16 protein-coding genes and 1 pseudogene are annotated in these 14,439 nt (G+C 53.6%); 10 read left to right on the top strand and 7 right to left on the bottom strand.

Annotated features, from left to right (window positions below):
- Window positions 1-58: 58 nt before the first annotated feature.
- Window positions 59-1,168, top strand: coding sequence for a mechanosensitive ion channel family protein (locus GOV45_RS22130; RefSeq protein ID WP_170482351.1), 1,110 nt, complete (start codon window positions 59-61; stop codon window positions 1,166-1,168).
- Window positions 1,169-1,190: 22 nt separating this feature from the next.
- On the opposite strand, the gene GOV45_RS22125 is transcribed toward GOV45_RS22130, so the two are convergent.
- Window positions 1,191-2,381, bottom strand: coding sequence for an AI-2E family transporter (locus GOV45_RS22125; RefSeq protein ID WP_170482348.1), 1,191 nt, complete (start codon window positions 2,379-2,381; stop codon window positions 1,191-1,193).
- A gap of 124 nt (window positions 2,382-2,505) precedes the next feature.
- Here GOV45_RS22125 and GOV45_RS22120 point away from each other — a divergent pair, with 124 nt between their 5' ends.
- The 3 genes from GOV45_RS22120 (at window position 2,506) to GOV45_RS22110 (ending at window position 3,648) form a co-directional block, all read left to right on the top strand.
- Window positions 2,506-2,739: a hypothetical protein gene (locus GOV45_RS22120; protein ID WP_170482345.1), complete on the top strand. Its 234-nt coding sequence runs from the start codon at window positions 2,506-2,508 to the stop codon at window positions 2,737-2,739.
- A 110-nt stretch (window positions 2,740-2,849) separates the two neighbouring features.
- Window positions 2,850-3,140, top strand: a complete 291-nt coding sequence (locus GOV45_RS22115) for a hypothetical protein (RefSeq protein ID WP_170482343.1) — start codon at window positions 2,850-2,852, stop codon at window positions 3,138-3,140.
- A gap of 10 nt (window positions 3,141-3,150) precedes the next feature.
- The gene (locus tag GOV45_RS22110) at window positions 3,151-3,648 is read left to right on the top strand and encodes a phage holin family protein (protein ID WP_170482340.1); all 498 of its coding nucleotides are present in this window, start codon (window positions 3,151-3,153) and stop codon (window positions 3,646-3,648) included.
- 111 nt (window positions 3,649-3,759) lie between these two features.
- On the opposite strand, the gene cls is transcribed toward GOV45_RS22110, so the two are convergent.
- Window positions 3,760-5,157 carry a cardiolipin synthase gene (gene cls / locus GOV45_RS22105; protein WP_170482337.1) on the bottom strand — a complete coding sequence of 466 codons (1,398 nt, stop codon included), beginning with the start codon at window positions 5,155-5,157 and terminating at the stop codon, window positions 3,760-3,762.
- 109 nt (window positions 5,158-5,266) lie between these two features.
- Between cls and GOV45_RS22100 the strand changes: the two genes are divergently transcribed.
- The gene (locus tag GOV45_RS22100; RefSeq protein ID WP_170482334.1) at window positions 5,267-5,974 is read left to right on the top strand and encodes an IS6 family transposase; all 708 of its coding nucleotides are present in this window, start codon (window positions 5,267-5,269) and stop codon (window positions 5,972-5,974) included.
- A 181-nt stretch (window positions 5,975-6,155) separates the two neighbouring features.
- Window positions 6,156-7,013 (top strand): cation transporter, encoded by an 858-nt coding sequence (locus tag GOV45_RS22095; protein WP_254448094.1) that lies wholly within the window; start codon window positions 6,156-6,158, stop codon window positions 7,011-7,013.
- A 161-nt stretch (window positions 7,014-7,174) separates the two neighbouring features.
- On the opposite strand, the gene GOV45_RS22090 is transcribed toward GOV45_RS22095, so the two are convergent.
- Window positions 7,175-7,354 carry a hypothetical protein gene (locus GOV45_RS22090; RefSeq protein ID WP_170482331.1) on the bottom strand — a complete coding sequence of 60 codons (180 nt, stop codon included), beginning with the start codon at window positions 7,352-7,354 and terminating at the stop codon, window positions 7,175-7,177.
- Here GOV45_RS22090 and GOV45_RS23410 point away from each other — a divergent pair.
- Window positions 7,322-7,435: pseudogene (locus GOV45_RS23410) on the top strand (integrase); the annotation flags it as partial. The gene GOV45_RS22090 and the pseudogene GOV45_RS23410 sit on opposite strands and share 33 nt — an antisense overlap.
- A gap of 47 nt (window positions 7,436-7,482) precedes the next feature.
- Window positions 7,483-7,740: a phage terminase large subunit gene (gene terL, locus GOV45_RS22085; protein ID WP_217362473.1), complete on the top strand. Its 258-nt coding sequence runs from the start codon at window positions 7,483-7,485 to the stop codon at window positions 7,738-7,740.
- 97 nt (window positions 7,741-7,837) lie between these two features.
- On the opposite strand, the gene GOV45_RS22080 is transcribed toward terL, so the two are convergent.
- The 4 genes from GOV45_RS22080 to GOV45_RS22065 are packed head-to-tail and all read right to left on the bottom strand — an operon-like array spanning window position 7,838 to window position 11,868.
- Window positions 7,838-8,440 carry an amino acid synthesis family protein gene (locus GOV45_RS22080; RefSeq protein ID WP_170482328.1) on the bottom strand — a complete coding sequence of 201 codons (603 nt, stop codon included), beginning with the start codon at window positions 8,438-8,440 and terminating at the stop codon, window positions 7,838-7,840.
- A gap of 13 nt (window positions 8,441-8,453) precedes the next feature.
- Window positions 8,454-10,562, bottom strand: coding sequence for a CoA transferase (locus GOV45_RS22075; RefSeq protein ID WP_170482325.1), 2,109 nt, complete (start codon window positions 10,560-10,562; stop codon window positions 8,454-8,456).
- Window positions 10,559-11,359 (bottom strand): alpha/beta fold hydrolase, encoded by an 801-nt coding sequence (locus GOV45_RS22070; RefSeq protein ID WP_170482322.1) that lies wholly within the window; start codon window positions 11,357-11,359, stop codon window positions 10,559-10,561. Before GOV45_RS22070 ends, GOV45_RS22075 begins: the two co-directional genes overlap by 4 nt.
- Window positions 11,359-11,868, bottom strand: coding sequence for a RidA family protein (locus GOV45_RS22065; protein ID WP_254448093.1), 510 nt, complete (start codon window positions 11,866-11,868; stop codon window positions 11,359-11,361). The genes GOV45_RS22070 and GOV45_RS22065 overlap by 1 nt, the downstream gene beginning before the upstream one ends.
- A gap of 35 nt (window positions 11,869-11,903) precedes the next feature.
- On the opposite strand from GOV45_RS22065, the gene GOV45_RS22060 reads away from it, so the two are divergent.
- Window positions 11,904-13,385: an aldehyde dehydrogenase gene (locus GOV45_RS22060; protein WP_170482319.1), complete on the top strand. Its 1,482-nt coding sequence runs from the start codon at window positions 11,904-11,906 to the stop codon at window positions 13,383-13,385.
- 11 nt (window positions 13,386-13,396) lie between these two features.
- Window positions 13,397-14,437 carry an LLM class flavin-dependent oxidoreductase gene (locus GOV45_RS22055; RefSeq protein ID WP_170482317.1) on the top strand — a complete coding sequence of 347 codons (1,041 nt, stop codon included), beginning with the start codon at window positions 13,397-13,399 and terminating at the stop codon, window positions 14,435-14,437.
- Window positions 14,438-14,439: the final 2 nt, after the last annotated feature.

Genomic DNA, 14,439 nt, shown 5'->3' with positions numbered 1-14,439 from the left:
CCGCCAAATTCTAAAGCGGGTTCGACACATCCGTTTGCTAGAGTTACAAATCGAATTTATGGAAGAAAACAGTTTTCGAGAGCCACTTTCTTCGTACGGTGATGCTCTGTCACGATGGTGGAGCTCAGTAGATCAACCCGCGGCGCTTGCAGCGATGGTGTTTTGCGCGGCGGTTTTGGTTTTTCGTCGAGCGCTAGCTAAGGGGGTAGTTTCAGCGCTTAACGCATTGCTGTCAAACTTATCTTCTGAGATTGGTGAAGCAACGAGTGAACGCCTCGTTTCGGCTACTCAGGTACTTCTTGTAACCCTATCGATTTTCCTTGTCTCTGAAGCTCTGGAACTTCCCGAATTTACAGGTGGTCTCTTTAGGAGCGTTCTAGCGACCGCCGCCATCGTTGCTGTGTTTGCAACTTGGTACGAACTAGCGGGTAACTTTGTTTCAATCTTAAAAACGGGTGAGTTTCAGGATGTAACCCTTGAAGCTGATTGGACCACTAGAGTTACTCGCTTCGCTATTTTTATCTTTGGACTTACTGCCATTTTGAAAGTCTGGAATGTCGATATCAGTGGAGCTCTTACTGGCGTCGGTGTTTTAGGCGCAGGACTTGCGATCGCTGCACAGGACTTAGTACGGAATTTGATCGCGGGAATGACCAACCAAAGCGAGGCTCGATTTGTCACCGGAGACGCCATTGAAGTTGATGGCAAGTTTCTGGGGACGGTTAAAAAGATCGATCTGCGTTCCACACTCGTGGTTGGCTTCGACCAAGTGCCCCGCCATGTTCCGAATGCTGATCTGTCAAATTCTGTTGTTAAAAATTACTCTAGAATGCAGCACAGGCGCATCATGATTTCAATTCCACTTGTTCTTTCGTCGTCCCGTGACCAAGTTGAAAAAGTTAGACGTGACTTGAGTGAGTTCTTGAAGAACAGTGGGGCCTTCTCACTCGATGATGATGCTCCCAAGTACGTTAACGTATCGGGTATCAGCAACAGTTCCATCGACATTCAGGTCTATGCCTGGACGAAGTCTGGGACTTATTTGGACTATCTGGAAACAAGTGAACGACTTTCCCTAGAAGTTTTAGAGACTGTCGCAAGTGCAGGTACCGCGTTAGCCTATCCCACCCAAACGATACATATGGCTGAGGGCGAAAAAGAAAATTGAAGCTGGGAACACTGGCCGCGAGCTAGTCTTCTTCGTCTCGCTGAACCCGTTCGTCTCTACGTTTTTTTAGTTCATCTAGTTCTTTTGCAAGCTCATCGTCCAGAACTGAACTGGTGCTAATTTCAGCCTTTTCGGCAAGATCAGAATTAGGTGTTGCCTTGACATTAGAGTTGCCGGGTTGCTCAGCCAATGTGTCCCAAAGCGTTACGAATAGCCCGGCCAGCACCGGTCCTAAGATCAGACCCGAGGCTCCGAAAAACGCAAGGCCGCCAAGAGTAGAAATCAAGATAATAATATCGTTCAGCGCAGCATCCCTACCGACAAGAATTGGCCTCAAAATGTTGTCGATTGTTCCGACTACAGCCATACCCCAAATGGCTAGGCCGATTGCCGCGGTCGTTTCGCCCTGCGCAAACAGCCATATCACTCCGCAGAAAATTATGAATAAAGGACCCAGTCCCGGGATAACCGACAGAACGGCCATAACCACTCCCCAAAACGCTGCACCCTCTATTCCTGCGACCCAGAAGCCTAGGCTACCTAGAGCGCCCTGCGCAATGCCGATGACCAGAGTTCCTTTGATCGTAGCTCGGCTGACCGAAACCATTCGGTCGCGAAGTGCAAATTGGGTTTTGTGATCCAAACCAGTGTAAGCGAGGATAAGATCGATGACCGGACGATCCATTTGTAAGAAAATGAACACAGCATAAAAGTATACAAAGAGGCTTAAGAAAAAACTTGCTGTGCCGCGCGTTATGTCGCCAAGAGCCGAAACGACAAATCCGCCTATCGCGCTGGCTACTTCGCCAAGCTTAGCCATTATTTGAGCGCTTCTTTCGCCCAAAAAGTCACGAAATGGTACCCAATCAGGCAAGGGCTCATCTGTCGACAAGTTGGTCAGCTGTGCAACCAGTTTACTAGCCTCATCTGCTATTCCCTGGGCCTGCAATACAGAGATCCAGACTATTCCCATCAATGGGGCTATGACGGCGATGGTGAGAAGAGCAAGGGTCAACCCAGACGCTAAAGCACTTCGACGACGTGTCAGGACCATCATTCTAGCAAAAATACGCGCTGACATCGCTGAAGTTATAGCTGCCAGAACAAGTGCGACCAAAAACGGTTGCACCATTCCAAAAAACAACGCTGACACTATTAGAGTGATTGAGAACAACGCAAACCATCGTAGAGCTTCAGGTGTAGGTTTTGCCATGTCCAAGCCCTCCGATGCGTACCATTTTCATTACCATATCAGGATATTTCGTTATGTTTTTCAATGAATTTGATGCATTATTCCTAATCACAGAATTACCAATGAACTTCTAGGAGGCTTTAAGATGTCTGGTGACTCAAACCTTATTGATGAGCTGAAAAAGAAAAGGGACGAACTGCGTCTGCAACTACATCTGGGTGCGCGTGAAGCAGAGGATGAGTGGGAAACTTTGATGCAAGATTGGGACAAGTTTTTGAGCCGTGCCCAGTTTGAGAAAACTGCCGATGAAGTTGGAGAAGCTGCAAAAGAACTCGGCTTGAAAATGAAGGAAGCGTACGACCGAATGAAAAAGTCATAGAACGATTTAATCTCCCAAATCACCAAAGACTGTTCTGAACCTTTGGTGCCTCATTGGATGAAGAGTTCTCGTTCACTCACGATTCAATAAGTTTAAGTGTGAGGGAAACAATGGCCACCAAAGCTGAACTTGAAGCAGAATTGGCAGACTTGCGTGAGAAACTGAACGAACGCGACGACCAAGAAGAACTATCTGTAACTTCACCCCAATCAGACAACGATGCAGAAGAGAATTCCAGTCTCTCGAAGGAACTTTCGGATTTTGGAATAAATGGAGAAAGTATAGAGGAAGTCTTTCGGCAACTTGTTCACGAACTGGACGACTTCCACAAACAGAAGCCCGTCTTGACTGTCGCTGCAGCGTTTGCCCTAGGCTTTTTGCTGGGCAGATCATCGAAGTGAGTATGACACCATGAACAGAGACATCGCAAAGGAAATCCGGAAAAGCAAAGGTCGAATCGGACGGAACTTAACCGTTGCCTTCCGTGCGGAGCGCGTGATTGCGAGACGCCGTTTGGCTGTAATAAGAGCTCAGACCGGACTAATGGCATTCGCCGGTCTAATCGCCGGGATCGGTGTCATCATGATCAGTATCGCGTTCTTCTTTTTTCTAGCCGAACGTTTTGGAAATTCAAATGCTGGGCTTCTCGTTGGCTTGATTGACTTTTTGATCGCGGGTGTCTTGGTGATGATCGCGGTACGCTTGACGGCCGAGCCCGAGCTGGAACCAGCAATTGAGGTGCGAGACCTCGCTTTGGAAGACATCGAGGCGGAAGTAGAAGGCGCTGTGGACGAAGTGAGAGATCTGGCCAAGGGCTTCAGTCAGTTTACAAAGGACCCGTGGAGTGTCGCCGGTCAGAATCTGTTGGGACCATTGTTATCAATCTTGCTGAAAACATTGAAGAAGTGAGTCGAGCTCGTTATCTGCCAGAGGCCAAATTCTTCGTTGAGTACGCTATCAAATTTAGTCGAGGTTAAAGCTAATACTTTTTTGGTCACCTAATTTGAACACGGGCCTAGTCTACAAAAGCGGTGAGAGTAGCCGCGACAGGGGGGCTCCGACGCGAATTTTCAATGGCTGTTCATTTAAAGACTTACTTAACTGAAATGATCTTGCGAAATCGGCTTCGAGCATGTCTTGAACTTCATTGGCAGCACGTCTGTCGAAGAAAACTGCCATCGCCTCGAAGTTCAACCGGAAGGAACGGTTGTCCAGGTTTGTAGTCCCCACAGCTGCCAGAGCGTCATCAACAAGAACGACTTTTTGATGCATAAAGCCTTCGTTGTAGCGCATGACCTTTACGCCAACGTCGCGGATTTCATCAAAATAGGCAAACGCGGCTAGCCAAGGGATTTTGTGATCGATCACCTCCGGCACTAAAAGGCGAACATCGACGCCCCTGAGCGCAGTCAGTTTCATTGCACTTAATACGTCTATATCCGGAACGAAGTATGGTGAAGCGATCCATATCCGTTCTCTGGCCTCGGCGAGGCAACTTATGAAAAATAGCGCGCCAGAGTCGAGCTCATCTCCCGGACCTGTTGCGACGACCAGAGCCGTCATGTCCGCTGGATCCAAGTTTGCATCCCAATTCAACTCGTCAATTAACAGCTCATCAGTGGCCCAATGCCAGTCTTCAGAGAACACAAGTTGGAGCTGAGATACCACTGGCCCAGTCAGACGAGCATGTGTATCTCGCCATTGGCCAAATCTAGGATCTAACCCTTTGTATTCGTCCCCAAAATTTAAACCTCCGGTGAAAGCTACATTTCCATCTATAACTATGGTTTTGCGGTGATTTCTAAAGTTAAGCTGAAATCGGTTTTTTGGTCCGCGCATTGATTTTGGATCGACACACTGGACGCCGGCGTTCCTCAGTTCATCAAAATATTTCTCTGGCAAATCTTTGCTTCCAATCGCGTCAACCATGAAGCGCACAATCACACCCCGTTTGGAAGCCGCAATCATTCGAGAAGCAAGCTGACGTCCGACGCCATCATTGTTTACGATGTAGGATTGCACCAAAACGTAGGTGCTGGCTTGGTCAATCGCTTCAAAAATCTGACCAAAAGCCTCATCGCCATCGATAAGAACTTTCAGCCCGTTTCCCGAAACGCCGGGAAGGTCTCCAAGTCTTTCGAAAAGAGTTGTGTCTTTTTCAGTTTTCTGGAGCGGCTTGTGCCTTTTACCATAGTCCGCGACAGCTTCGACAACACGTTCGCTATCACGGCGGCTGATTTCGTACCCACGAAATTTGTGATGCCCAAGGAAAAGGTACAACGGCACGCCGAGATATGGGGCGGTCACCAAGAATACTGCCCAACCCACAGCGCCTTGAGGTGTTCTCGCCGTCTGTATTGACCGCCAAGCAAAGTAAATCGCCACTACTTCAAGGAAAAACAGAGCAAGCCAAACCATAGTGAGAACTAGACTATCATTCGGAAGGCGCACTCTAAAAGGATATAATAGAGGTCTTGTCAGAAGAACTTTGCTTGAGCGGGGCAGGGTGTTTGCGTAGCGTTTGGGAATGAACAAACCTGCCTCTTTCAAGTATTTCAAAACCAGTCCCGAGATCATCCGCTTGGCGGTGATGCTGTACATCAGGTTTCCGCTTTCCTTGCGGAATGTCGAAGATCTGCTGCACGAGCGAGGCATCGACGTGAGCCATGAAACCGTCCGCTACTGGTGGAACAGGTTCGGCCCAATGTTTGCCTCCGAGATCAGACGAAAGCGAGTCCAGCAACTGCGCGCGTTCTCGAAAAGTAAATGGCACGTAGACGAGGTTTTTGTGAAGGTGAACGGCAAGAGACACTACCTCTGGCGGGCCGTAGATCATGAGGGCGAAGTGCTCGAAGCAGTCGTTACCAAACGCCGAAACAAAGCTGCCGCATTGAAATTCCTCAGAAAACTGATGAAGCGGCACGGTTGTGCGGAAGAGATAGTGACGGATCGCTTCGCTTCCTACAAGGCTGCACTTAGAGAAATGGGCACGCTCGAAAAACAAAGGACGGGTAGGTGGCTCAACAACCGGGTTGAGAATTCGCACCTTCCGTTCCGACGACGAGAACGCGCGATGCAGCGTTTCAGGCGGATGCGAAGTTTGCAGAAATTCGCTGCTGTTCACTCCTCCGTCTACAACCACTTCAACCAGGAAAGATCGCTCACTAGCCGAGACACCTTCAAGCTGACACGCAGCGCCGCTCTTGCCGAGTGGCGCGAACTTTGCGCGGGATAAAGGACAGCGTCACTGGCCTACCAGAGACGAGTTCGAATTCGTCTGACAGCACCCTTCAACATACAGACCACAGTACCACACAGTCAAATGTACCGCCAATTTCCGCTACTCGGCGCTTGGGTGTGCGAGTGCCGCGACTCACTTCCCGCGTGGCCAGGCGCTTGACTGGCGAACGTCAGAGATGGAACACGTCCTTATGGCAACTGCTCTAAGCTCCAAGATCAAGAGAGTTCGTTATCGGATATCCGGTATGGATTGCTCCAAAGATGCGGCTCAAATTGAGAGGGTTGTGCATTCGGCAGAGGTTGCACCGGATGCGGTGAAAGTGTCTTTGGCCACCCACATCATGACCCTGAAGGTTCCTGAAGTACTATTGCCTGACATCGAAAAGGCCGTATCTACGACAGGATACCTGTTCGAGCGTATTGAGGGAGAAGACGAAGCACAGCCTGAAGCGGCGCATCAAAACCCTGCTTATCGACGCGCCCTGTGGATCGTGGTGATCCTGAACGTCGGATATGGCTTCGTCGAGATGATCGGTGGCTTTTTCGCCGGATCGCAGGCCGTGAAGGCGGACGCTCTCGACTTCATCGGTGACGGCCTCATTACCTTTCTGGGCCTACTTGCAATCGGCTGGAGCATCGTCTGGCGCGCACGATCCGCCCTTGTTCAGGGCATTTTCCTCGGCATCCTCGGCCTTTCCGTGCTCGCGACGACAATTTGGCGAGCCGTTACACAGACCACACCTGACGCAGGTCTCATGGGGCTTTTCGGCTTTTTCGCCCTTGTGTTCAATGTGCTCGCTGTGCTGCCTCTTCTGCGGTTTCGCAAGGGCGACGCGAACATGCGCGCGGTGTGGCTGTTTTCACGGAATGATGCGATCGGCAATGCTGCGGTCATCATTGCCGCTGGTTTTGTGGCTTTGTTTGGTAGCGCATGGCCCGACCTGATCGTTGCCCTTGGCATAGCCGGATTGTTCCTGCATTCGTCCTCGTCAATCATCCGTGATGCGCAGTCCGATCTGAAGGCGGATGCATAAGCCCGGGGCCAAAGCGGCCGTTGCAAACATATTGCCGTACGACTGCTACGTCCGCAAAGTGGACATTCGTCGCGATTTAGTGAATGACCGCTCCGAGCCCGGAGCGGACCTTCGTCTCGCTGCTGGAAACGAAGGAGCAACGAAGGACCACATACCTACTTTCACAACCCGCCATCGAAGACGGCCATCATGGCGCCTCGCAGGCGATCCACGTCTTCGTCCACCGAAGCGGAATGATCGCATTTGAATGACGGCAATACCTCGACCCGGATCGTCCCGCTTTTGGGTAAATGTTTGTCGCGCGGCATAACCTTCGGGCCGTCCAGCTTCTGCTCGAACATACAAAAGTAGATAGCACGGTTAGGTATCTTGGAATCGAACTCGACGATGCATTGAGCATTGCAGAGAAGATCGATCTTTGAGGATTTGGCGGACGGCAGCAGCCGTCCGTCATCTCAACTTATACCGAGTGTTCAAACGTCTAGAAGCGTTCTGGCTCTCGCCCGAAAAAGGCAAGGTTGATCGCATGGTCGCGCAATCAGCAAAAATTGAGGGTGGGCAGGTACGTCTTCCGCGTGAAGCTAATTGGCTCGAAGGCTTCAAGTCTGAAGTGGCTGCATTCCCGAACGGCAAGTACGATGACCAGGTCGATAGCCTTTCGCAGCTGCTGCGTGCGCTCGACATGCATCATCATACAATCCGTCATTGTAGTCGCTACAAGGGGTAATGTGGAAACGCACCGTACCGTTAATTGATGCTTGTCCGCACTGTCGCCTCCTAAAAGAATAAATTATTCTATGGTAAGAGACACTTATCGAAACAAACTAGACCCCAGCCGGGTTCTCCACATCCCTTCCCAAGGCAGCGAGATCTGAGTATCGGTCACCGATCCGGTGGTGCGGGCGACCACGGGTCGATGCCCCCAGAGCCACAACAAGTTCATCCACATCCGGCGCGTCGTAGATCGAGAACTGCACTGTCAGGTAATGCGACCGCCGCCCCGTATCATGTTTGTCCATCAGCGGGATCTGAATTTGGGTGTTCGCGGGCCCCCGCGTGTTTGTGAAACCGAGGTAGCTTTTTGCACCCACTGCCTCACGATAAAAATTTCCGTATTGCAGGGTGTGAATAAGCGCGGAGGCATGCTCAATCTCACAACTTGTCCCGGCGATACAGGCTTTTCCGTAGGCTTCTATCGCATCACCTGACCCCGCCAGAGCGATCAGCCTGTTGGTGAGCATCTCTCCCAGAACTGGCGCCATGCGCTGAATCTCTGGCGAAAGATCATCAACAAAACCAAGTCCTGCCCATGGGTTTCTGACCACCGCTGCCACGCCGATCATGCGCAACACGGGTTCCGAAGGCCGGCCTCCTTCTGTGTGAATATCCTCATCAAAGGTGACGACTTTACGCAATTCGGGGATCATATTAGTTCTCCTGTCAAACGTGATAGTTATGGTGCCCGTTCGGTGTGTGTACGACGCCTTCGACTTCAGTTCCGTGGTAGAAACCAAATGTACCGTGTCTGTTTTCCTGTGCGTAACGGCGCAACATCGAATTTTCAGCCCCGTCGCGTACGCGTTCCAGCGGCAAATCGCCGAGATCAAAGTACTGCATGCCGTCAGGGGGCTGCCCGTGAACGCTTCCGTGGTAGATGATCCGCTGCGTCCCACTTTTGGATATTCGGTAAACCGCATAAGGATGCGCCAGCTCTACAATCAAATCTCGGTTTGACAGATCAGTGATCAGCCCATCTGCAGAATTGTTATTTGCAGGAGCTACCGGCACTGAAACGTGCCCGCTTTTGTCAACGGAGAGTAGGACTTGATCTTTGTTGGCCAGTACCGCTCCGACGGCCACGCCACCTGCCGTGGCGGCCTCTGTCAGGGCACTGTTGAGCCCCAAATCGAAATAGGCACCGCGAAAGTAGCCCAACGGATGCCCCTCGCGCGTTTCGAAATCCTCCACGCGGCCAATCAGGATCAGATGGTCACCTGCATCGACCAAACGGTGCTGGGCACAGCTGAACCGGGCGAGTGCGCCGTCTATCGTGGGCATGTTGCGCTCGTCAGGCTGCCAGGCTGCAATGTCGAATTTTTTGGCTGATTGAGATGCGAAAAGGCCCGAGATTTCTTTTTGGTCGTCCGCCAGGACGTTGACCGTGAAATGATCCGCCTGCTGGAAGGTTTCAAAGGACAAGGCCTGCTTACCGACACAAACCAGGAGTAGAGGTGGGTCGAGAGAAACGGAGGTAAATGAGTTCGCCGTGAACCCGCGCGGGGTCCCGTCCGGCTGCCGGGTAGTGACCACTGTCACACCGGTGGCAAAGCGCCCGAAGGCGTCGCGCAGCGCCTTCCCGACTAAGGGTTCCGTCGACTCCGGTGGGGTCAATCCTTCCAGAATGCTATTGTGCTCACCAAGCGCAGGAGGGGTCGTCAGTGCACCTTGGCGGTGCCGACCGAACCGCAATGGGTTTGCTGCCACGGTCCAAGGTTCATGTCCCGCATCCGGATGCGGGACCTTCGCCAGCATGCCGCGGCTGGCTACATGAGGGTCGGCCGTGATGTCCGAGATAGTGTTCATCGGGCCGAACGGGACCTGGCCACCCAGTGTTGCCGTCAATTGCTCCTTAGTCCGTTGTCGGGTCCAATCGCTTACGATTTTGTTGACTTCGGAAGCATGGTTGGCCCGGGCCGCCCTTGTAGAGAAGCGGTCATCTTGTCCAAGTGACGGTTGCCCCATCAGCCGTGTCAAAAGCTGCCAAAACGCATCGTCGACAATACCAAGCGCGATGTGGCCATCGGCTGCCGGGTAGAGGCCAAATGGGGAAAGGAATGGATGCCCGTTGCCTTCCGGTCCCGGCACCTTTCCGGTCACGTCGTGCAAATACACCATTCGTTCGCAAAGCGAGATCATGGCATCATACATGGCCACATCCACAAACTGCCCTTTGCCTGTCGCATCGGCCTCGCGCAGGGCAGCCATGATGCCGAAAGCCATCATCATGCCGGTGAATATGTCACCCACCCCGGGTCCGGTCTTGGTGGGTGTGTCAGCATTCGGTCCGGTGACGGACATCAGACCGCCCATGGCCTGCGCAACCACATCGTACGAAGGCCAGTTGGCATAGGGGCTTTGGCCTGAGCGCGGGTCGCCAAAGCCTCGGATCGCGGCATAGACGAGCCGGGGGTTGTCGGCAGCAAGGCTTTCATAAGACAGGCCAAGGCGATCCATCACGCCTGGGCGGAAATTCTCGACGATGACATCCGCCGTTGCCGCAAGATCTCGAAAAGCCCTACAGCCCTCGGGCGATTTCAGATCAAGCTGCACGCTTTTCTTGCCGCGGTTCAGGCTTACAAAGTAGCCGGCCCAGGCATGATCCGGATCGTCTTGACGGAACGGTCCGTTGCCGCGGCTGGTGTCGCCATGTTTGCCTTCGATCTTGATCACCTCGGCCCCGTGATCCGCCAGATGCATTGTACAATAGGGACCTGAAAGCATCCGGCTCAAATCCAACACACGCAGGCCTTTGAGGATTTGGGTGCTCATGGCTTCAGATCCAGATTGTTGAGAAAGCTGCGGAGTGGCTTGTTCACAGCGTCCGGGTCTTCGGCAAGTGCCATATGCCGCAGTCCCGGGAGGATAAGTGCACTGCCCCCCGCAATCTCGCTTGCGATGGCATAGGCCATGTCGGGCCCGTTGCCATAATCCTCATCACCGGTAATCACCAGCGCAGGGCAAGAAATCGGCGGGCTTGGCGCAACAATTTCGTCGATACCATCGGCCAGCACGCGATAGATGGTGTGGTAAATTGCTTTGTCATTGGCTATGACCCAGTCACGAACCGTCTCCATCATATGAGGGTTGGACTGGCGGAAAGCCTCGGTGAACCACCGGTCCAGCGCAGCTCCGACTGTTGCCTTTGGTCCGTCCAGCCGTGCCTGTTCCACCCGTTTCAAGATTGCCTCTTGTGCGGCGTCGGTTCGTTTGTGAGGGGAATGCAGGATCACCAGAGCTGAAACCCGTTGCTGCACATCTTGGGTAAACCGACGCGCGATCATGCCACCCAACGAGAATCCTGCGATGGTCGCGCTTTGGATGGCGCAGTCGTCCAGCAAGCTCTCTAGCTGGCGTGAAAACATTGAAAGGCTGGGGCGTTTGGGCGGCGGGGCACTTTGCCCATGACCAAATAAATCATAGGTGAGAACGCGAAAGCGATCAGACAGTGCGGGGATCGTCCATTGCCAGCAATTCTGGTTCAGGCCCAGCCCATGGATCATCACCACAACAGGCGCACTTTCTGGTCCTGTCAGTTTGAAATGGGTTCCGTCTGGGGTTACGCCCATCAGGATTGGTCCTCAAGTGGGCGATAGGCCACGACTTCGACCTCAATACGAGCATCCACCAGAAGATCGCTGACGACAGCCGACCGAGTTGGAGGCTCAACTGGAAAATAGTCGGCGTAGACGGCGTTAAATCCGGGGAAATCATCGCGCTCCCGCAGCCAGACCATGGCCTTGACGACATCGTCGCGGATGCAGCCTGCCTCGGCCAGTGTTTTGGTGATGTCGTCCAAAACTGCGCGGGTCTGCTCTTCGACGGTGCCGTCGGTCATAGGCACGCCGTCTCGCATCGGAATTTGCCCTGTCAGAAAAACGAAATCACCCGCCCGAATGGCGCGGGATAGCGACAGAACGCGTCCGCCAATTTCCAGTGGTCCTCCAATAACCTGCTTTTTGCTACCCATTTCCAAGCCTCCCTTTGGAACAGCCTGCACCCATGATCGGATGCGAGACCCGGATTTTTCGACAGGCTGCGTCGTATTTTCATAACCCTGAGACGCGAAAGCAGACATGAATAGAGAGACAGCAAACAGAGCGGAGGCACGCCATGGCTGATGTCAAAAACTACCAGATGCTGATTGATGGCGACTGGGTCGACGCTGCGGATGGCGGTACTTTTGACAGCGTCAACCCAGCCAATGGTGAGGTCTGGAGCCGTGTTCCAGAGGCGACCGAGGATGATATCAACCGCGCAGTCACCGCAGCGCACACTGCTTTTGTCGGCGGGCCGTGGGCGCGTATGACACCGACCGAGCGCGGCAAATGCCTGCGCAAGCTTGGCGATCTTCTGGCAGATCATTCCGAAGAGTTGGGGCGAACTGAATCCATCGACACCGGCAAGATGCTCAAGGAAACGCGTTGGCAAGCCAAATACATTGCCGAGTTTTTCCACTTTTTTGCTGGGTGTGCGGATAAGGTAAGCGGCGAGACACTGCCCATCGACAAACCTGACATGTTTGTCTTTACCAAGCGCGAACCTCTGGGCGTGGTTGCTGCCGTGGTGCCATGGAATTCGCAATTGTTCCTTGTAGCGGTCAAGATCGGCCCGGCATTGGCTGCCGGGAATACGGTTGTTCTGAAAGCATCCGAACATGCCAGCGCGGCCATGCTGGAGTTTGGGCGACTTGTCGAAATGGCCGGTATCCCGCCTGGTGTGGTCAACATCGTAACGGGTCATGGTGAGCCCTGTGGACGGGCTTTGACCGGGCATCCGCTGGTGGCGCGGGTCTCATTTACCGGTGGCCCAAATGCCGCGCGCCACGTGTTGGAAAACGTCAAACGCAACTTTGCCGAGGTCTCATTGGAACTGGGCGGCAAGTCGCCCTTCATTGTTTTTGATGACGCCAATATCGAAAGTGCAGTCAATGCCTCGATTGCCGGTATCTTTGGCGCGACAGGGCAAAGCTGCGTCGCCGGATCGCGGCTCTACTTGCACGAGGACATCGCGGATGAGTTTCTCGACAGGATGGTGGCGCAGGCGCAGCAGATCCTCATTGGCGATCCACTGGCCGAGGAAACTCAGATGGGGCCGCTTTGCACCGCCGGACAGTTGGACCACATCCAACGCGAGGTTGCCTTCGCTCAGGAAGAGGGCGGCACAGTTCTGGTGGGGGGCAAGCAGCCGGAAGGCAAATCAGGGCTTTATTTCGAACCAACCATCATCGACTGCCCAAGGCAGGACCTGCGGATCGTCGATACAGAGCTTTTCGGCCCTGTACTTTGCGTCCAGCGTTTTAAGACCGAATCTGAGGTGCTGGAACTGGCCAACGATACCGAACATGGGCTGGCGGCGGGCATCTTTACCACCGACGGCGCGCGATCCTTGCGCATGGCAACTGCGGTGCGTGCCGGCATCGTCTGGGTGAACACCTACCGTGTTGTGTCGCCGATAGCCGAGTTTGGTGGCGTCAAAGGATCAGGCTATGGCCGCGAAAGCGGGTTCCAGGCGATCTACGATTACACCCGGCCCAAGACGGTCTGGATGAACACATCGGATGAGCCGATGGCGAACCCGTTTGTAATGCGCTGAGGGAGGTGAGCATGAAATTCCAACTTGCCGTAAACATGGAGCGGATCGACAACAGTCTTGATATGAAAGACGTCGCGCGCCACACATTGGAGATGGTGCAAATCGCCGAAGATGGCGGTTTCGATATCGTCTGGTCTGCCGAACATCACGCGCTGGAAATGACCATTGCCCCGAACCCGTTTCAATTGTTGACTTGGTGGTCGTCCGAGACCAGCCGCATCCGGCTTGGTACGGCAGTGGCCACTGCGGCCTACTGGCATCCTATCAATCTGGCGGGCGAAGCTGCCTTCACCGACCTGATCAGTGGAGGGCGGCTGGAGTTTGGCATTGGATCGGGGGCTTATCAGCGAGAGTTTGACCGCATGAAGCCGGGCCTCAAGCAATCCGACGCCTGGCGATACATGCAAGAAATGCTACCGGCCGTGCGTGCCCTTTGGCGCGGGGACTATGCGCATGACGGAGAGTTCTGGCAGTTTCCAACCTCAACATCCGTGCCAAAACCGGTTCAGGCCGAAGTTCCGGTCTGGGTCGCTGCGCGATCACCCATCACCTACGACTATGCCATGCGCGAGCGCTGTCATGTGAATTGCTGGCCGTTGACCCGACCCTTTGCCGAGGCGGAACTATACAAGCGCCAGCTGGACGAGGCCATCGCCAAGGCAGACAATGGATGGCACCCCCGCTTCGCTTTGATGCGGCACGCCTGTGTCTACGACAACGATTCCGATCGCGAACAAGCCCTCGCGGCCATTCGCCGACTGCTTTCTCAATTCGAGAACCTGTTCCGAAACGCCGGTGATGTCGTGAACGGTTTCCCCGCCCCCCTGTCGCTTGACGAGATCGAAGGGCGCGAGCAATACGATCCGCTGATGCTAGAGGAAAACCTCATGTTCGGAAATCCGGACACCATCATCGCCAAGCTCAAGCGCTATGAGGCTTTGGGTGTGAACGAATTCATCTACTATGCCTCGATGGGGCTGGATCACGCGGCGCAGCAGCGATCTTTGCGCATGTTCTGCGACGAGGTCATGCCGGAATTCAAGGAGGGCTGAAG

It is taken from the genome of Ruegeria arenilitoris (assembly GCF_013035425.1).
Classification (GTDB): domain Bacteria; phylum Pseudomonadota; class Alphaproteobacteria; order Rhodobacterales; family Rhodobacteraceae; genus Ruegeria; species Ruegeria arenilitoris_A.
The sequence above is the reverse complement of the archived record's forward strand: the minus strand, read 5'-3'. Positions and strand labels throughout refer to the sequence as shown.